At 58.3% G+C, this 18,042-nt stretch carries 19 protein-coding genes; 12 read left to right on the plus strand and 7 right to left on the minus strand.

Translation table 11 applies throughout. The features are described from left to right. Positions 1-3 precede the first annotated feature (3 nt). Genes EV130_RS03165 through bcoG form a run of 3 tightly spaced genes read right to left on the minus strand, consistent with a single transcriptional unit; the run spans position 4 to position 3,573 of the window. Complete coding sequence (locus EV130_RS03165) at positions 4-1,164, minus strand: acyl-CoA dehydrogenase family protein (protein WP_132659216.1); 1,161 nt, start codon at positions 1,162-1,164, stop codon at positions 4-6. Beyond that, positions 1,161-2,663 carry a carnitine 3-dehydrogenase gene (locus EV130_RS03170; protein WP_132659218.1) on the minus strand — a complete coding sequence of 501 codons (1,503 nt, stop codon included), beginning with the start codon at positions 2,661-2,663 and terminating at the stop codon, positions 1,161-1,163. The genes EV130_RS03165 and EV130_RS03170 overlap by 4 nt, the downstream gene beginning before the upstream one ends. Before the next feature lie 7 nt (positions 2,664-2,670). Next, the gene (gene bcoG / locus EV130_RS03175) at positions 2,671-3,573 is read right to left on the minus strand and encodes a 3-dehydrocarnitine:acetyl-CoA trimethylamine transferase BcoG (protein ID WP_074064038.1); all 903 of its coding nucleotides are present in this window, start codon (positions 3,571-3,573) and stop codon (positions 2,671-2,673) included. 101 nt (positions 3,574-3,674) lie between these two features. Between bcoG and EV130_RS03180 the strand changes: the two genes are divergently transcribed. Next, positions 3,675-4,667 carry a GlxA family transcriptional regulator gene (locus EV130_RS03180; protein ID WP_074064039.1) on the plus strand — a complete coding sequence of 331 codons (993 nt, stop codon included), beginning with the start codon at positions 3,675-3,677 and terminating at the stop codon, positions 4,665-4,667. On the opposite strand, the gene EV130_RS03185 is transcribed toward EV130_RS03180, so the two are convergent. Then, entirely contained in the window at positions 4,642-5,517 is an 876-nt protein-coding gene (locus EV130_RS03185; RefSeq protein WP_074064040.1) for a LysR substrate-binding domain-containing protein, read from the minus strand. The two genes, EV130_RS03180 and EV130_RS03185, sit on opposite strands and share 26 nt — an antisense overlap. A 111-nt stretch (positions 5,518-5,628) precedes the next feature. Between EV130_RS03185 and EV130_RS03190 the strand changes: the two genes are divergently transcribed. The 5 genes from EV130_RS03190 (at position 5,629) to EV130_RS03210 (ending at position 10,772) form a co-directional block, all read left to right on the plus strand. Continuing rightward, complete coding sequence (locus EV130_RS03190; RefSeq protein ID WP_132659220.1) at positions 5,629-6,552, plus strand: DMT family transporter; 924 nt, start codon at positions 5,629-5,631, stop codon at positions 6,550-6,552. A gap of 239 nt (positions 6,553-6,791) precedes the next feature. Continuing rightward, positions 6,792-7,937: a TRAP transporter substrate-binding protein gene (locus EV130_RS03195; RefSeq protein WP_074064042.1), complete on the plus strand. Its 1,146-nt coding sequence runs from the start codon at positions 6,792-6,794 to the stop codon at positions 7,935-7,937. Positions 7,938-7,991: 54 nt separating this feature from the next. Then, complete coding sequence (locus EV130_RS03200; RefSeq protein ID WP_196776394.1) at positions 7,992-8,684, plus strand: TRAP transporter small permease subunit; 693 nt, start codon at positions 7,992-7,994, stop codon at positions 8,682-8,684. Beyond that, the gene (locus tag EV130_RS03205) at positions 8,681-10,423 is read left to right on the plus strand and encodes a TRAP transporter large permease (RefSeq protein ID WP_074064044.1); all 1,743 of its coding nucleotides are present in this window, start codon (positions 8,681-8,683) and stop codon (positions 10,421-10,423) included. Before EV130_RS03200 ends, EV130_RS03205 begins: the two co-directional genes overlap by 4 nt. 64 nt (positions 10,424-10,487) lie before the next feature. Then, positions 10,488-10,772: an acylphosphatase gene (locus tag EV130_RS03210; protein WP_132549037.1), complete on the plus strand. Its 285-nt coding sequence runs from the start codon at positions 10,488-10,490 to the stop codon at positions 10,770-10,772. A gap of 30 nt (positions 10,773-10,802) precedes the next feature. Here EV130_RS03210 and EV130_RS03215 read toward each other — a convergent pair whose 3' ends face one another. Continuing rightward, on the minus strand, positions 10,803-11,051 hold the full coding sequence (locus EV130_RS03215; RefSeq protein ID WP_074064046.1) for a hypothetical protein: 249 nt from the start codon (positions 11,049-11,051) through the stop codon (positions 10,803-10,805). A gap of 402 nt (positions 11,052-11,453) precedes the next feature. Here EV130_RS03215 and EV130_RS03220 point away from each other — a divergent pair, with 402 nt between their 5' ends. From EV130_RS03220 to EV130_RS03245, 6 genes are all read left to right on the plus strand, one after another. Then, a complete protein-coding gene (locus tag EV130_RS03220) occupies positions 11,454-11,897 on the plus strand; it encodes a helix-turn-helix domain-containing protein (RefSeq protein ID WP_074064047.1) in 444 nt (147 codons plus the stop codon). Positions 11,898-11,905: 8 nt separating this feature from the next. Next, positions 11,906-13,750 (plus strand): AfsR/SARP family transcriptional regulator, encoded by a 1,845-nt coding sequence (locus tag EV130_RS03225; protein ID WP_132659222.1) that lies wholly within the window; start codon positions 11,906-11,908, stop codon positions 13,748-13,750. A 23-nt stretch (positions 13,751-13,773) separates the two neighbouring features. Then, complete coding sequence (locus EV130_RS03230; protein WP_074064048.1) at positions 13,774-13,992, plus strand: hypothetical protein; 219 nt, start codon at positions 13,774-13,776, stop codon at positions 13,990-13,992. Between the two features lie 9 nt (positions 13,993-14,001). Continuing rightward, a complete protein-coding gene (locus EV130_RS03235; RefSeq protein WP_074064049.1) occupies positions 14,002-15,195 on the plus strand; it encodes a YcaO-like family protein in 1,194 nt (397 codons plus the stop codon). Then, positions 15,192-15,890 carry a TfuA-like protein gene (locus EV130_RS03240; protein ID WP_074064050.1) on the plus strand — a complete coding sequence of 233 codons (699 nt, stop codon included), beginning with the start codon at positions 15,192-15,194 and terminating at the stop codon, positions 15,888-15,890. The genes EV130_RS03235 and EV130_RS03240 overlap by 4 nt, the downstream gene beginning before the upstream one ends. A 99-nt stretch (positions 15,891-15,989) precedes the next feature. Next, complete coding sequence (locus tag EV130_RS03245; RefSeq protein WP_074064051.1) at positions 15,990-16,247, plus strand: hypothetical protein; 258 nt, start codon at positions 15,990-15,992, stop codon at positions 16,245-16,247. A gap of 54 nt (positions 16,248-16,301) precedes the next feature. Here EV130_RS03245 and EV130_RS03250 read toward each other — a convergent pair whose 3' ends face one another. Together EV130_RS03250 and EV130_RS03255 are read right to left on the minus strand one after the other, a co-directional pair. Further along, positions 16,302-16,748 (minus strand): GNAT family N-acetyltransferase, encoded by a 447-nt coding sequence (locus EV130_RS03250; protein ID WP_132659224.1) that lies wholly within the window; start codon positions 16,746-16,748, stop codon positions 16,302-16,304. A 321-nt stretch (positions 16,749-17,069) separates the two neighbouring features. After that, positions 17,070-18,032, minus strand: coding sequence for a PfkB family carbohydrate kinase (locus EV130_RS03255; RefSeq protein WP_132659226.1), 963 nt, complete (start codon positions 18,030-18,032; stop codon positions 17,070-17,072). Positions 18,033-18,042 lie beyond the last annotated feature (10 nt).

Here is an 18,042-nt window from a genome sequence, read left to right on the forward strand (position 1 = left end):
GTTTCATGCTCCGAATGGCCGCAGCAGCTCACGGCTGATGATGTGGCGCTGGATCTCGGATGTGCCGTCCCAGATGCGCTCGACCCGCGCATCCCGCCAGAAACGGGCAATCGGCAGATCGTCCATCAGCCCCATCCCGCCGAAGATCTGGATTGCTTCGTCCGTTACACGCGCAAGCATTTCGGAAGCGTAGAGCTTTGCCGAGGCGATCTCGCGGTTGGCGCCACTACCTTGATCGAGCCTCCAGGCTGCAGCAAGCGTCAGCCAATCGGCCGCATCGATCTCGGTGATCATGTCCGCGAGCTTGAAAGAAACACCCTGATTGGACCCGATCGGCTTGCCGAACTGCCGGCGCTCGGCAGCGTAGGGAAGGGCCATGTCGAAGACGCGTCGAGCCCGTCCGACGCAGGTGGCGGCGACTGTCAGTCGCGTGCCGTAGAGCCATTCATTGGCGATATCCAAACCGCGATGGACCTCGCCCAGCACCTGGGTTTCGGGAAGCCGGCAATCGGTGAAGTTCAAGATGCAATTGTGGTAGCCGCGATGCGATATGGAATCGTATCCCTTGAGGATTTCAAAGCCCGGAGTGCCGCGGTCGACGAGGAAGGCCGTGATCTTCTTCTTCGTGCCCTTCTGTGTCTCCTCCTGGCCGGTTGCGGCAAAGACGATGACAAAATCGGCGACGTCGGCATGCGAGATGAAATGCTTCGTCCCATTGAGGATGAAATCTCTCCCTTGGCGGCGGGCCGCACACTTCATGCCGCGCATGTCGGAACCGGCGTCCGGTTCGGTAATTGCAAGCGCGTCGATCCGCTCGCCGCGCACAGCCGGCAGCAGATACCGGTCCCGCTGGTCACCTTCGCAGGCCATGAGAATACCCGAGGGACGACCGAAGAAGAACGTCAGAGCCATCGAGCCGCGGCCAAGCTCCCGCTCCACTAAAGTAAATGTGGTATGGTCGAGCCCGGCGCCGCCAACCTCTTGCGGGAAATTGCAGGCGTAAAAGCCGAGTTCGATTGACTTGCGCCGGATCGCCTGGGCAAGTTCAGGCGCGACGAAGCCGGTGCGCTCGACGGCGTTCTCATGCGGATAGATTTCCGTCTCGACGAAGCCGCGGACCGTTTTGACGATCATCTCCTGTTCTTCGTTGAGGGCAAAATTCATGACGACTCCCAACGTTTCTGGCCGACATGGCGGCCGACCCCTTCAGGACGGGGGAGAGCTGCATGGGCAGCAGCGATGGCCCCGGCCTTCTCAAGCACCTCAGCTGCGGCGGGTATCGCTTTGCCGGCCTTTGTGTCGACATGCAGCAACATGTGCTCGGCGGTCGCAATCGCGTCGCCGGCCTCCGTGTCATGGATCGTGTGGAACACCTGCAACCGCTTTTCATCGACTGCAAGCACCTGGCAGGTTGCATGGATCACCTGGCCAAGCCTGGCCTCTTTGAGATGGCGGATATGGGTCTCCACCGTATAATAGCTTTGCCCCGCCTCGACATAGGCGAGGTCAACACCGATGAGGCGCAAGAGGGCATCCGAAGTGTCGCCGAAAACCTGCAGGTAACGGTGCTCGGTCATATGGCTATTATAGTCGACCCAGGCGGGGCTGACCTTGGTTTCGACCAGCCGCAGGGGTTGCGAAAGATCGGATGTTGCCTTCTTCTTCCCGCCCGCTGCCCAGAGCGAGTGCTCGAAATCCTTCAGCAGCTTTCCAGCACCCCAGCCCTTGCCGCCATTGCCACCCTTGAGGGCCTGAAGGATACCGACGAGATTCTCGTCGCGAATTCGTTCGAGTTCGCGAATGGAACGGCCGGCTGCCTGCTCGTCGGACTGCAGGCCGATCTTTTCGACAAGCGCGTCGTCGAGATCGACCACTTCGGTGAGCTTCGTCCAAGGCCATGCCAGGCAGGGACCGAACTGTTGGAGAAAGTGGCGCATGCCAGCCTCGCCACCTGCAATCCGATAGGTCTCGAAGAGACCCATCTGTGCCCAGCGCAAGCCGAAGGAATAGCGGATCACGTCGTCAAGCGTCTCGACTGTGCAGATATCGTCATGGATCAACCAGAGGGCTTCACGCCAGAGCGCCTCGAGAAGACGGTCGCCGACGAAAGCCTCGATCTCCTTGGCGATGTGAACGCCCTTCATGCCAATCGGCGGCAATTTTTCCATTGCGGCCTTGATCGTCGCCATCGCCGTCTTCTCGCCGCCGACGATCTCGACCAGTGGCAGGAGATAGACCGGATTATAGGGATGGGCGACGAAGAGGCGTTCCGGATACTGCATGTCCTGCTGAAGATCCGTCGGCAGCAGGCCCGAGGTCGAGGAACCAATCAAGGCGTCCGGTCGCGCTGCCGCGTCGATCTGGGCCAGGACGCTCCGCTTCAAGTCGAGCCGTTCGGGCACGCTTTCCTGGATCCAGTCGGCATCGACGACGGCTTCTTCCAGACTGCCGCAGAAGGTCAGGTTGCCGCGTCGCGGCAGCGGTGCACCTGTCAGCATCGCATAAGCGCGTTCGGCATTGTCGAGGACCTCGCCGATGATGCGGCGCGCGTCAGGATGCGGATCAAAGACGTCAACGTCGATACCGGCCAGAAGGAAGCGGGCAATCCATCCGCCGCCGATGACACCACCGCCTATGCAGGCTGCCTTGTTGATCTTGATCATCCGCTCCTCAGCGCTTCGTCAGTTTCAGTTTCTTTCGGACCTCTTCTGGTCCGATGATGCGCGCGCCCATGCCTTCGACCACCTGGACGGCCTTTTCGACAAGCTGTGCGTTGGTGGCAAGCATGCCCTTGCCGGCGTAGAGATTGTCCTCGAGGCCGACACGGACGTTTCCGCCAGCGAGAATAGCCGCTGCCGGATAGGCCATGGCGTTGCGGCCAATCGAGAAGGCCGAAAAAGTCCAGCTCTGCGGCACGTTGTTGACCATCGCCATGAAGGTATTGAGATCGTCGGGCGCCCCCCACGGGATGCCCATGCAGAGCTGGATCAGCACCGGGTCCTCGATCAGGCCTTCTTCGGCAAGCTGCTTGGCAAACCAGAGATGGCCGGTGTCAAACGCCTCGATTTCCGGCCGCACACCAAGATCGGTCATCTTTTTCGCCATCGCGCGCAGCATGCCTGGTGTGTTGGTCATGACATAGTCGCCGAGACTGAAGTTCATGGTGCCGCAGTCGAGCGTGCAGATTTCGGGCAGGCATTCGCCGACATGGCTGACACGCTCGCTGGCGCCTGCCATGTCGGTCCCTTTCGGGTTGAGGGGCAGAGGCGTTTCAACATTGCCGAAAATGAGATCCCCGCCCATGCCGGCCGTCAGATTGAGCACGACGTCGATCTCAGCGGAGCGGATGCGATCGGTGACTTCCTTGTAGAGATCGTTGCGCCGGCTTGCGGCACCTGTGTCCGGATCGCGGACATGGCAGTGAACGACCGCCGCCCCAGCCTTGGCGGCGTCGATCGCGGAATCGGCGATCTGCTTGGGCGTAACGGGAACGTGGCTGGATTTCGAGACCGTATCGCCGGCGCCGGTTACGGCACAGGTGACGAAGACATCGCGGTTCATTGCTAGAGGCATCATGTTCTCCCTCGCATTGAGGCCATTACGCGGCAAAGCCCTCGCTATTGCTTTGCACAAACGGAACCAGATGATACAATATGGGAAATCGTGGAGAGTTCATGCTGACCCGATCGACCGAACGGCTCGATATCGATCTTCTGATTTTGCCGGAAACCAACCTGATCCTGATCGCCTCCGTGATCGAGCCGTTGCGAGGCGCCAACCGCATTTGCGGCAGCGAGATCTATCGCTGGCGTCTATTGACCCTGGATGGCAATCCGGCTCCAACGACCAGCGACATCCCGGTTCCCGCTTGTGCGGCCTTCAAGCCAACGGCCGATACGGCGCCACTCTTCGTACTCGCAAGCTACAACTGGAGGCAAAGCGCCACTGCGGCGGTGAAAATGCATCTTTCGCAAGCTGCGCGCCACCGAACGATGATCGCCGGCATAGAATCCGGAACGTGGCTGCTTGCCGAAGCAAGCCTTCTTGATGGCTATTCTGCAACGATCCACTGGGAAGATTTCGAAGATTTCGCGCTTGCCTACCCGCAAGTCCGTGCCTCAAGGGAGCGTTTCGTCATCGATGGCAAACGGCTGACCACTGCCGGCTCATTGCCGACCGTCGATTTGATGCTCGAGGTGATCCGGCAGCGGCAAGGCTATACGCTGGCGCTGGAAGTCAGCCGGCTCTTCAGCTACGAACAAGCAAATTTCCATTCCGAGCACGAGCTTTCCCCATCGACCGTCAGTTTGCGGATGCGCGATCCGCGCGTCGCTCACGCGATCCGGTTGATGGAAGACAACGTCGAGCAGCCTTTGGTTCTGGCCAGGCTTGCGCGCCGCGTCGGCATCAGCGCGCGTCACCTGCAGGGACTCTTCCAGGAGAGCATTGGCGCGCCGCCACATGTGCACTATCTGGCACTGCGGTTGAATGCTGCCCGTCGCAAGGTGATCGAGACAAAGGCATCTTTTGCCGATATCGCCGCCGCGACCGGCTTCAATTCGGCTTCCGCCTTTGCCCGGAGCTACCGGGCAAGCTTCTCCGAAAGCCCCTCCGAAACCCGGCGTCGCCTCCGCCGTCGCGTCATGGTGACGCAAGAGCGGCCATAGGCTGGAAGGCCTCTCGCACGCTTTCGGCCAGTTCCTGGATCGCCGCGGTGGAATGATGCCGGCTGCGGCGCAATACGACCCGGGATGAATCGACCAGCGGAAAACCGTCAGCACTCGTCAATTCCCGGCATCCGGGCGGGATGTTGCTACGGGAGAGCGTGGTCACTGCAAGCCCGGCGGCGGCCGCGTTTTTCAGCCCGGAACTTGTATCGGCAATGAAGGCAATGCGATATCTGCGGCCATGCTGTTCCAGCGAACGAAGCGCAAAGTCGCGGCACCAGGTCGAATTGCGGTAGATTGCAATCGGCAGCGGATCGGCGTCGTGCATTCGATGCACCATCGAGGTCACCCAGACCGTAGGGTCGATGCAAAGGACTTCGCCGTTGATCTGATTGCTCCAGTCGAAGACGACGGCGAGGTCGAGTTCGTCGCGATCGAGTGCTGCGAGATTATGGGATGTGTAATCACAAGAGATTGTCACCTCGACGGCCGGGTGGCGAACGGAGAATGCAGCAAGTGCGGCCGGCAATACGGTCTGACTATATTCTTCGGGGATACCGATGCGGACAGGCCCATCCAGCGGCTTGGTCCGGATCGTCGCCGCTGCCTCGTTGAGAAGGTCGATCACCCGTCGGGCATAGGGAAGGAGGCGCGTTCCAGCGCCGGTCAGCGCAACGCCGCGCGCGCCCCTTTCAAAGAGCGTTTCGCCGATCGTGTCCTCCAGTCGCTTCACCTGGGCGCTGACAGCCGACTGGGTCCGGCCGATGCGCTGGGCAGCGGCCGAAAAGTTTGATGTTTCGGTCACCACCACAAAAGTCCGCAGCAGGTCGCTTTCAATTGGTTCACGCATGGGCAGCCATAATGAAATCCGATGGCAGACATCTCTACTATTCGTTTGTCTGATGTCAATTAGGGGCGCACACAGATCGTGTCGCTTCAGTCTTGTCCCAGGGCAGCCCGCATGACCATCCCCCTTCAGGCACGATCCTTCGCGATCAGCGAGCACGAAAAAGGCATTGCTCTTGTGGTCGCCGCTACTCTTGCCTGGAGCGCCAGCGGCCTCTATTCGCGGCTCTTGACCGTCGATATGTGGACGACGATCGCCTGGCGATCGTTGTTCGGCGGGCTTTTTCTCCTGATTCCGAGCTTTTTCCTGGAAGGCGGCCTTTCTAGGCGTCAATGGCGCTCGGTTCTCCATCCCTCGGGTCTTGCGATGATTGGATGTCAGACCTTCAGTCAGGCCTGCTTCATCGGCGCACTCTATATGACCAGTGTCGCGAACGTCACGATGATCTACGCCACCGCTCCTTTCATTGCCGCCCTCTTCGGCTGGCTGATCCTGAAGGAGAAAGTCGCAAGGCGGACCCTTGTTGCCGGAGGCATCTGTTTTTCAGGAGTGGCGGTCATCGTGGCTTCGTCCGTCGACGGCGGCACGGGAACCGGCGACCTTCTGGCGCTCGGAATGACCGTCTCATTTGCCCTTGTCATCATCATTCCCCGCATCAACCCGGATGTGCCAAGCCTTCCCCCGACCATCGTGAGTGCGTGCCTCACCCTTGTTCTCTTTGCACCTTTCGGCTCGGTTGGCTCCCTTGATCTTCACAACTGGGTCGTGCTTGCGGCATTCGGGGCTACGAATTTCTCCATTGCACTGGTTCTGTTCCTTGCGGGTGCACGACGTATGCCGCCGGCGGAAGCTGCCCTCGTCGGCACCATGGAAATCGTTCTGACACCTTTCTGGGTCTGGCTGTTGTTTGGCGAGCAACCGCCGGCCGCCACGTTCTTGGGCGGTGCAATCATCCTGGCCGCTGTGCTCTGGCATACGATTGTCGACTTCCGCCGTTGCCGCCGCATGCTCGCAAAGGCTGAGAAATCTCCGTTATAGTTCCAGGCTGATGTTCATAAAATCACGTTCCCGATCGCCTGGTTTCCTTCGATTGGCCGCGCGCGTTTGAGGAAAATCTCGACGGTCCATTTCTGCAATCTTTGCTTGGGGCTCGTTGAGGAGTATTATCTGGAGTTAAGAAGCTAGATCATGAGCGGGATGCGGGCAGACACTGAATGCGCTTTCCTCATCCTGGTCATCAAAAAGGCGAGAAAAGCCCATGGCTTCGGGAGGAAAAAATGAAACGCACAAGAAGTCGGGTCGAGGGGAAAACGTCGCGTCGCAAATTCCTGAGCGGCGCAGCCATGGCCGGCGCGGCGATGATGGCGGCGCCAAGCGTCGTCAAGGCGCAGGGGCCGGTCAACATGCGCTGGCAGAGCACCTGGCCCTCCAAGGATATATTTCACGAGTTCGCACTCGATTTTGCAAAGAAGGTCAACGACATGACCGGCGGCGATCTCAAGATCGAGGTGCTGCCGGCGGGTGCCGTTGTGCCGGCCTTCGGCCTGCTCGACGCAGTCTCCCAGGGGACTCTCGACGGCGGCCACGGCGTGCTCGTCTACCACTACGGCAAACAGACCGCGCTGGCGCTCTGGGGCTCGGGTCCAGGCTTTGCGATGGATGCCAACATGCTGCTTGCCTGGCATAAATATGGCGGCGGCAAGGAGCTGCTTGCCAAGCTTTACGAGTCGATCGGCGCGAACGTCGTCTCCTTCCCCTATGGGCCGATGCCGACACAACCGCTCGGCTGGTTCAAGAAGCCGGTCGCCAAGGCCGAGGATATTCGGGGGCTGAAGTTCCGCACAGTCGGCATTTCGATTGACGTCTTCACCGCTCTTGGGGCCGCGGTGAATGCGCTGCCCGCCGGAGAGATCGTCGCGGCACTCGACCGCGGGCTGCTTGATGCGGCCGAATTCAACAATGCCTCATCCGACCGGGTTCTCGGCTTCCCGGATGTCTCGAAGATCTGCATGCTGCAAGGCTATCACCAAAATGCCGAGCAATTCGAGATCATGTTCAACAAGACCAAGTATGACGGCCTGCCCGACCAGATGAAGGCGATCATCAACAATGCCGTCGAGGCGGCGTCTCAGGACATGGCCTGGAAGGCGATCGACCGCTATTCCAAAGACTATGTCGAGATGCAGACGACCGACAAGGTGAAGTTCTACAAGACTCCGGAGGCGCTCCTCAAAAAGCAACTGGAGGTCTACGACGAGGTGGTGAAGACGAAGGCCCGCGAAAACCCGCTGTTCAAGGAGATTCTTCAATCGCAGATCGCCTTCGCCGAGCGGGCAACGCGATGGGAGCAGGACACGGTCGTCGGTCGGCGGCTCGCCTTTGACCACTACTTCGGACCGAACGGGGTGGCAAAAGAACTCTGAAGGTATGATTGGGATCACCGCGCGGGGGACCCGGTGATGCTTTGCAGTGAGGAAATGCTCTTTCCCGGGGGCACGCGTGTGAACATTCAGCATTTTTTGCTCAAGGTGGATGCAGTCAGCGTGTGGGTCGGAAAAGCTGCGGCTTGGCTCATCATCGCCTTGATGGCGCTCGTTTGCGTCGAGGTTTTCAAGCGCTACATCCTGAACATGCCGACGGCGTGGATCTTTGACGCCAGCAACATGTTCTATGGCACCCTCTTTATGCTCGCCGGAGCCTACGCACTGGCGCAGAATGCGCATGTGCGCGGCGATTTTCTTTATAGCTCGCTAAGGCCCAGGATCCAGGCCGGGCTCGATCTCGTCCTTTACGTCCTTTTCTTCCTGCCGGGCGTCGCCGCCCTTGTTTACGCCGGCTATGACTATGCAGCGCTGTCCTGGCGGATCGGCGAGCATTCGACGGTCACCGCGGAAGGTCCGCCGATCTATTATTTCAAGACGGTCATTCCGGTGGCAGGCGCGCTCGTCATGCTGCAGGGGCTTGCCGAAATGCTTCGCTGCATCGTCTGCCTGAGGACCGGCGAATGGCCGGCCCGGCTCAAGGACGTGGAGGAGATCGACGTTGTTGCCGAGCAGCTTGGGCAAAGCGAGCACGTAGATGCAAAGACGCGCCAGGCAGCGATCGAGCGCGCCCACGACCTAGACCGGGCAGCGCGGCAGCGCGGAATGGGGGGAGACATCGAAACGTGAGCGATCCGTTCCTCGGGCTGATGATGCTGCTTCTCATCGTGGTCGTGATCATGATGGGGTTCCCGACCGCCTTCACGCTGATGGGGCTCGGCATGCTTTTCGGCTTCTACGCCTTCTACAATCCTGCCGAGCACTGGATCGACAATCGGGTCTTTGACCTGATGGTTCAGCGCACCTACGGGGCAATGACCAACGACGTACTGATCTCCATCCCGCTCTTCGTCCTGATGGGCTACGTGATGGAACGCGGCGCGCTGGTCGACAAGATGTTCTACAGCATCCAGCTGTCGTTCCGGCGCGTTCCTGCGTCGCTTGCCGTGGCAAGCCTGATCGTGTGCACGTTCTGGGGAATTGCAAGCGGTCTCGTCGGTGCCGTCGTCGTGCTGATGGGGGTGATCGCCATGAGCCCAATGTTGCGAGCGGGCTATGACGTGAAGCTTGCCTCCGGCGTCATAACCGCTGGCGGTACGCTGGGCATCCTTATCCCACCCTCGGTGATGATCATTGTCTATGCCGCGGTTGCTGGGCAGTCTGTCGTCAAGCTCTACGCTGCGACGATGTTTCCAGGTTTCTTCCTCGCGTTCCTCTATCTCGTCTATATTCTCAGCTGGGCGGTGATCAACCCGAAGGTCGCGCCGGCTTTGCCGGAGGAGCAGATGCAGGTTCCGGTGGCAAGCTGGATGCGCAGTCTTCAAGCGGCCTATTCGCAGAACATGATGCTCGCTCTTTTGCGCGCATTGACCTCGCCTTCCAAGGCAATGGCACTCGAAACGGCTGAGGGACGGCTCACCTACTGGGTGCTCTTCAAGAATTTCTGCGCAAGCCTCGTGCCCTTTTTCTTGACAGCATTCACGCTGCTGCTGGTGTGGTGGTATGTTGTTATCCATCCGCAGGCCTCCGGCGAGACGGAAGTCCCGGAAGGACTGGAGCAGCTCGGAGCGCCTGCGGTGGATGCGGGCGCGGCCGTGGTCAACGGCCCGGCGACGAGCTTCTACGTGTCGTTCGCACTCGTTGCAGCAATCGCTGCTTTGGCCCTTTCACGCTACTACTACAACATGGGTGCGGAGCGGCTTCAGGTGGTAAAGCTTCTGGTTTCCTCCGTCATGCCGCTCGCGCTCCTCACTGTCGTCGTGCTCGCCGTGATCCTGTTCGGTATCACGACTGCAACCGAGTCTGCCGCAGTCGGGGCCGCGGGCGCCTTCCTGTTGGCATTTCAGGCTCGAACGCTCAACTGGAAACGCACGAAGGAAGCCGTATTCCTGACTGCGAAGACGACGGCGATGGTGTGCTGGCTCTTCGTCGGATCCGCACTATTCTCCGCGGTGTTCGCCATTCTGGGAGGGCAGGCGCTGATCGAAGAATGGGTGCTGGCGCTTGAATTGACACCTGTACAGTTCATGATCCTGTCGCAGGCGATCATCTTCATCCTTGGTTGGCCGCTTGAATGGACCGAGATCATCATCATCTTCGTGCCGATCTTCCTGCCGATGCTGAGACACTTCGACATCGACCCCATCCTTTGGGGTGTCCTCGTCTTCGTCAATCTGCAGGCAGCCTTCCTGTCGCCGCCGGTGGCGATGTCGGCATATTATCTCAAGGGCGTTTCGCCGCCGCACGTCACGCTCAACCAGATCTTCGCGGGTATGATGCCCTATATGCTGATCGTCATCCTTTGCATGATCATCATGTATATTTGGCCTGGAATGGCGCTTTGGCTTCCCAATTATCTCTACGGCTGATAGCTGCATTGCGCCGTTCTGCTTTCACGCAAGGTGCTGCATTTTCCTGATGAGGGAGGTGGTCATGACGGATGATCCTAAGGTGAGGCTCGTGCACATATCGGGAAAGGTCCAGGGCGTCAGCTTCCGCATATGGACAAAGACCCAGGCACAGCGGCTCGGCTTGACCGGCTGGGTGCGTAACGAAGATGACGGATCCGTGACCGCATTGATCGCCGGGCAGGACGCGGCGGTTTCGAGAATGTTGAAACAGTTTTGGAACGGACCCGTCGGCGCGTCCGTTTCCAGGGTCGTGAGCGAACAGGCCTCCTTGGATGAGGCGCCAACGGACTTCCGGATCACGCGTTGAGGTTGGTAGCCGCCCACGAAGGGGCATCTGTCATGGCGCTTCCTGCCGTCGAAGGCCTAATTCGATGACAAGGCCGCCCGACTTGTGCGTTGCCGATTTCTGCTTGGCAATCGACAGGATATAATCATCAGCGATATCAGCGACCGCCATGGCGATTTCTGCTGCCGAAAACTCCATAAGCCTTTCGCTGAAAATGATCTCGTAAACGGCCCCTTCGACCTTCTGCCGGCAGGCAAAAAGACGATCGGCATGATTGACCTGAATGGAAGGTAGTTCCATAGCTCTCACAACTCCGATCTTGAGCGGTGGTGATCACCGACGATGCATCGACCCGACAAAACGCGCTGACGCTGTGGATGCTTGCCCCCATCGGCCAGCGAAAGCGCCAGATATTGACGCAGGAAGCATAACTGTAAAATTCCGCAGCGATGCGTGAAATCGACGTGACACAATTTTAAATAGCAGTATAGTATTTCATGCTAAAACAAGCTGCCCGGGGACTCCTGCCCCGTTTATTGCCAGGTCAGTTACCTTAAATTGAGATTAATTAGACTTGGTTGTAAAAACATTGAGAGGGTCCTTGGCGGGAAACCAAGAATAAGATTTGTAATAGATGACCTTTAGTTGCATTTTCGTCGAAACGTATCATGATGCACGTCGCATGAGCCAAGAGGGGGCCCCATGAAGGCGAAATCTCCAAATGCCATTGATATCTATGTGGGTGGTCGTCTGCGGCTCAGGCGGAAGGCTCTTGGCTTGAGCCAGGGCAGTCTAGCGGACGCCTTGGGTATAACATTTCAGCAAGTGCAAAAATACGAGAAGGGCATGAACCGAATAGGCGCTGGCAGGCTCCAGAGAATTGCGGAAATTCTCAAAGTTCCCATCGGGTTCTTCTTCGAAAACAGTGCGAGCGCGTCATCCGATGTCGAGGCACGGTGCGAGACGGATGATGTCACGCTGTTTATGACGTCGAAGGAGGGAGTGGCACTCAGCAGGGCATTTCTGGCAATCGAAGATCCCAACGTCCGTCAAAAACTGCTTGCCCTTACCAGAAGCCTTGGCTCTGCAAACCCGGTCGAGAACCACCGCGACAGTTCCGATCAGATAGAACCCGAGCGAGGATAGACACTTTGGTGCTGTATCTGCAGACATTCGGCGATCTGCGGCTGAGCGATGCCGATGGCAATGCCATTCGCTATCCGGCCAAGGGCCTGGTGATGGTCGCCTATCTCTTCAGCCGCAAGACCCATGAACTGAGCCGTCATGAGCTCTCGGAGTTTCTATGGGCCGACGCGCAGGCCGAGCTTTCGGGGCTTAACCTGCGCAAGTTGATCTCACGCATTCGACAGATCGATGACGACACGAACGCAGCCCTGCTCCAGATCACGTCCAGTTCGATCCGGCTTAACACGAAGGCTCTTGCCGTCGATCTTCAGACTCTCGATAGCTCAATGCCTCCGTTGGCGCGATTGCAAGCGATCAGCGACCTGCTTCAGCGGGATTTCATGGCAAACGTGAAACCCTCAACCAGGTCGATCGACAACTGGATCACGGGAGAGCGTCGGAATCATCGATTGAAGCTGCGCGAAGTGCTTTTTGACGCCTTGCCACATGCCAAAGGCAATGATGAGGTCCGGGCGATATCCACCGCCGGCCTGTATCTTCTGGAGAAAGATCCGGCCGATGAAGAAATCAGGGAAATGCTTCGCCGGCTACCTGGAGCCGATCCGGCTGACGGGGCTAGGCATGAGAAGGTAGGCAGGCCGAAAATCGACGCCCTGCCATTGACCCGACCAGACGGGCTCGTGCACCATGAGCCTGTCAGGCCCTCGCCGTCAGTGCTTCCTCGAGTCGTGCTGCTTCCGCCGGTTCCGCAGGGACATGTTGCCGGGCTCGCTATTGCCAACGCCCTGATCGAAGACGTCACCATTGAGCTTTGCGCGCTCCGCAACATTTCTATTGTCGCACCGCACACGGCCGACCAGATTCGTCGCGACTCCGACAAAGCCCAGGTCGTTGTGCGGCACTCGATCTCTTATCTCCTTGAAACGCGGCTTTCGACTGAGGGGCTTTATGCCCAGCTTATCTATTTTCCCACCGACGAGGTCATCTGGGCAACGCGCTTTACGATGACGTCGGACGCACTGCCGACACAAAGGCGGCTCATTGCCCAGAGGCTGACCTCTTCGCTGGTGCAAGAGCTGGCCAGGAACGAGCAGGCCAGATTGAACATCGAGGCCAATCCACAGGCATACCATTCATATCTCGTCGGTGCGAGTTTGGTTGGCAAGCTGACGCTGCCACATATCCGCAGGGCACGTAGCGCATTCAAGGAGGCTCTTCGATACAATCCTAATTTCTCGCCCGCCTTTGCCGGTCTTGCCCGTACCTATACAAGTGAATGGCTTGTTACGGCGCAGGGAAACGAAGAGCTGCTGCGCCTGGCGGAATCGAGCGCCCTTAAGGCCATAGATGGGGATTCGGAATTTGTTGGCGGATACAGAGAATTAGGCGTCACCAAGCTTTATCGCGGCGACGTCGATCACAGCGTTTCCGCTCTCAGTCTGGCGGAAGAATTGAGTCCGCATTTTGCCGACGTCATTTATAGCCATGCTGACACGCTCGTACATGCCTCTCGCCCGGAGGAAGCGTTGTCGAAGATCAAAAAGGCGATCTCGCTCAACCCGATATCGCCCGACGCCTACCTCTGGTGCGCGGCAGGGGCAAGTTATTTTCTTGAGCAGTATGAAGCGTCAATCGAATACGTGGAGGCGATGAAAGACAAAGCACCTGCTCACCGGATCGCGGCGGCAAGCTGTGCGATGATTGGCGATCGAAGGCGGGCACAGTTTTACCGGCAACGCGCCGAAGCACTCAATCCTGTTTTCGATGTCGAGAAATGGCTCTCTGTCGTTCCTTTCAAGGAACAATGGCAGAAGGAGCTTTATCGGGAGGGCCTTTTGAAGGCCGGATTTTAAAACAACCCTTATGGAGAAAATTTATGGAAAAAGCTGTCGTATTCGGCGTTGCAGGACAAGCGGATCTCTGGATTGCCGATCTTGACGCAGGCACGGTGAAGCCGCTTGCATCGCCTGTCGGAGAGCTGGCACGAGTTGTTTCGGATGTCCGCAAGACAGGAGCCACCTTTGTGAAGAAGGTGGATTTCGCTATTGCTGTTTCTTCGGCGCAAGCGGTGTTTTCCGGGCACGTCGACGGTTGAGATCCTACTCTGACAGCCGCTCAAGTCCTTTCATATTCCGACCGGGCCGTCGTGCCGTCGGAAACGTTGATGCGCGTCTCGCCGTTTCTGCTTGACTTCGGCGTTACCCGTGTCGCACGTCACACCGGTCTCGATCGCATCGGGATACCGGTCTGGTGTGCCTATTCTCCCAATGCCCGCTCGATCGTCGTCGCTCAAGGCAAGGGCCTGACCGACGACGATGCGAAGGTGTCGGCCGTCATGGAGGCCCTGGAACGGGCCGTTGCCGGCAATCCTTCCGTCAATACTGTGCGAACAAGCGCGCGCCGCCTTCAAGAATCCGGCTACATGGTTGAAAAGCTGAACTGTCTGATCGGTCGCCACAAGAACGACATAGGCGATGACGAAGGGATCGAATGGGCGCTCGGCAGGGAACTCCTGTCGGGGACCGAGATCTATATCCCTTTCGAGGCCGCGATCCTCGACCGGACGCGCGATTGCCGCTTCTGGATGTCCTCCGATGGCTTGGCGTGCGGAAACACGCTCGAAGAAGCAATTCTCCATGGGATTCTCGAGCGCATAGAACGGGATGCCCATGTCCTCTGGCAGATAGGCAATGACAAAGACCGGTACTCGCGCTGCATCGATCCACGCGGCCTCCAGGACCCGGCGCTGGATCAATTGATCGAAAAAATCGAAACGGCCGGGCTGGTACTTCGACTCTTCGACATGATGAGCGATATCGCCATTCCATGCTTCACAGCAATTTTAGCACCAGGGGAAATCCATGGCGCCGCAGATGTCCGTTTTGTCGAAGTAACGGCAGGAAACGGCGCTCATCCATCGCCCGTTCGGGCAGCCATACGGGCTGTAACCGAAGCAGTTCAATCCCGGTTGACCTATATCAGCGGCGCGCGGGATGACATATTGCCCGAAACCTATCATGCGCCTCTCCCGCTGCAGACGCGCACCGCTTTCCAGGCCGTTCCGGCGATGCCGGCAGCGATTGCGCCGGCCTTTCCACAATCGCTCTCACAACATCTCCACCATACGCTGGGTGCCTTGCGGGAAAAGCAAATAGACAAGGTCATCGTCCTGGCCCTGAGCGATCCCGCACTTCCCTTCAGCGTCACGAAAATCTTTATCCCTGCTCTTGAAAACCCCCCGGGCGGTCGCGCACGCCGCTTTGGAAATCGCGCGGTTTCAAAGGCCATTATGTCATGAAGGTCGTGTTCGTCGGTCCCAGCCTTCCAGATGCGGAATCCTTCGCTGGCGAGGAGGTCTTCGTCTGTCCACCTGCGGTTCAGGGCGATGTTCTTGCCGCCGTGAGGCGCGGGGCGAGCGTCATCGGTCTCATCGACGGCGGGTTCGAATATACGGCGCCGGTCTGGCACAAGGAGATCCTTTATGCGCTATCTCAGAATGTGGCTGTCTTGGGCGCGGCCAGCATGGGAGCACTGCGCGCTGCAGAATGCCAGCTCTTTGGCATGATTGGCATCGGCCGTATCTTCAATGAATACCAGACGGGCGTGACCGTGGATGATTCTGACGTGGCATTGCTCCACGGCCCAATCGATTATGGATATAAGTCCCTGACGGTGCCGCTCGTTAACGTCAGGGCAACGCTCGACAAGTTGGAAAGCGAAAACAAGCTAGCACCTGCCATGCGGGTAAGGCTTGAGGAGAGTGCTTCGCAAATCTTCTTCAAGGAGCGGACCTGGCAATCGATCATCGCCGGTTGCGACACGGCCAGTGTAGTGCCACCGCGAAAGTTGCTTTCGCTCTTGGTCTCAAACGCCGTCGACCAGAAACGTGCCGATGCTCTTGCGCTCCTGGAAGCTGTTCGCGCCATCACTGGATCCACCTTCGACAGAGAGATTTCATGGCGTATGAACGAGACATATGTTTCGTCCAAATGATATGCCTATGCCACTTGCAATTAGTGATTGTGTCACGCGGTTTTCACGGGCTCTTCGCTGTTATCCCCAATATGTTCTCCACAGGTATTGGAGATCGAGATGAGCACCACTTCCGCAAGCAATCCAGATGGCCCCGGCCAGAATGCAAGATCCATTGACGAATTGGATGAGCTGATCGCGCTCGCCCGAATGATCACTTACGCAAGATACGCGGCGCAGGACGTAGAGCTTGTCAGCGCGACGCATTGGCTTGACCTTGCCCTGAAGGCCGTTACGCGCGAGATTGGCGATGTCGCCGAAACGGGCCTGCCCGACCTGGCGCTGTCCGTGGACGTCTTCAATCTGCACAGGCACTAAATGCGTCCACTCGGGCCGACAAGTCGGCCATGGCTCGTCGCACCATCGTCGCGGCTAGTCAAGACGCTTGGAATAAACGCCAAGCCGGTTTGACGGCTCATACCCATTGCCCGTGTAGTAGTTGGCAACGCGACCGCTCTGCTGGGAAACGAGCCAGATCTGCAGATAACCCATTGCTCGGGCTTCGATTTGGAGGCGGCTCAGCAGACCTGAGCCGACTCCTTTTCGTTGATGCTTGGGCAATACGGCTATTTCAGCAAGGTGCAGGCCGCGGCCGATCACCGACGTATGCGGAAGGGCAAAAGCGAAGCCGATGGCTTCTATCGCCTCGAATGCCGCCACGCCAATGCAGCCAGGTGTTTTGGCCAGTTCGTCCAGACGCCAAGCTGCATTCTCGATCGACCACTCTTCACTCCAAGGCGGCTCGGCGTAAGCCTCAACCATAATGGCTGCGCCTTGCGCCGCCTCGGCATGTGTTATTCGTCTGAAATCGATGGGCATCCACACCTGCTATTGAAACGCTCGCAGAGAAGAAAACCTGCTTGTCTCCCAAATCCTGCCTGAAGAGCACTGCAAACTTGTTTTCCGCAATGTTCTACCAGACCGCGAAATGATGCGCTCCATCGGCGATCCTGTTTCCATTGGATCGGTTCCACAGCGCCTCCCAGAGAACTAAGCACAGGCTTGCACAAAGATGTCGTGACTTTTTCGTGACACTCGTGATAGGGGAAACATGACAATGATACACTGGTATAAGATGTAATCCCGGATAGACGTGGGGCGGCCAAACCAGGCAGACCGCGAAGAGCGCTCCAAGCGCAGTTACACCCGCGAGACCTGAGGCGTCCATTGTGCCAGACAGGCGGCAAGTTGATCGCTGTCGGGTGCACCCGTGCGTCCGCCAAAGACCTGACACTTAAGTGCTGCCGCCGCCGATGAGATTCGAATGGCATCTTCGATTTGCCATTTCTGTGCGACGGCAAAGGCGAACGCGCCATGGAAGATGTCGCCTGCGGCAAGTGTGTCGACTGCTTTGACGCATCGCGCGGTCATATGCATCACGCAATCGTTGACATTGTCATACCAAAAGGCGCCGTTTTCACCTGCCGTGACGCTGATAAACGCCTGCGGAAAACGCTGCTTGAGCACTCCGATCGCTGCAGCACAATCCTGCGTCCCGGCCAGCTTGCCTGCTGCAGGGTGCGAAAAGACGATATGGCTGGCTGCTGGCCCCAGGCGCTCGATGACCCCATCGGTAGCGACGTCGCCATCCAAGATCGCCGGCTTGCCTAGGCTTTGTGCCGTTTCCAGGACCTTGAGAGCAAGCTTTGGCCATCGAACATCAACTAATACGGCGTCGAAAGCGGCGATCTCGGTTGTCGACACGTGTTTGACGGATCGATGCAGTTCGGGATCGTAAAAGGGGACGATGAGACGCTCGCCGCCGTCATCAACCACGATGGTCGAAACTGCAGATCTCGCGCCTTGCGCGATCTGCATTCCGCTTGTGTCAATGCCGGCTGCCGAGAGATCCGCGATAATGCGTTTGCCAGTTTCGTCATCCCCAACAGAACCCCACAGGCTTGCCTTGCCCCCAAGCCTGACAACAGCGTAAGCCGCGCTCGAGGCCATGCCCTCGACTATCTGCAGCATGTCATATGGCAGAACCTTGCCTTGTCCCGTCGGCATTTTACGAACGCGAAACAGAGTATCCAGCACAGCTGCACCGACGCACAAGACGTGCGGCTGTCGGTCCCTTGTCTTTAAAAGCCTTTCACTCGTCAAGACAGCATGC

The sequence above is a fragment of the Rhizobium azibense genome, assembly GCF_004342325.1.
Lineage (GTDB): Bacteria > Pseudomonadota > Alphaproteobacteria > Rhizobiales > Rhizobiaceae > Rhizobium > Rhizobium etli_B.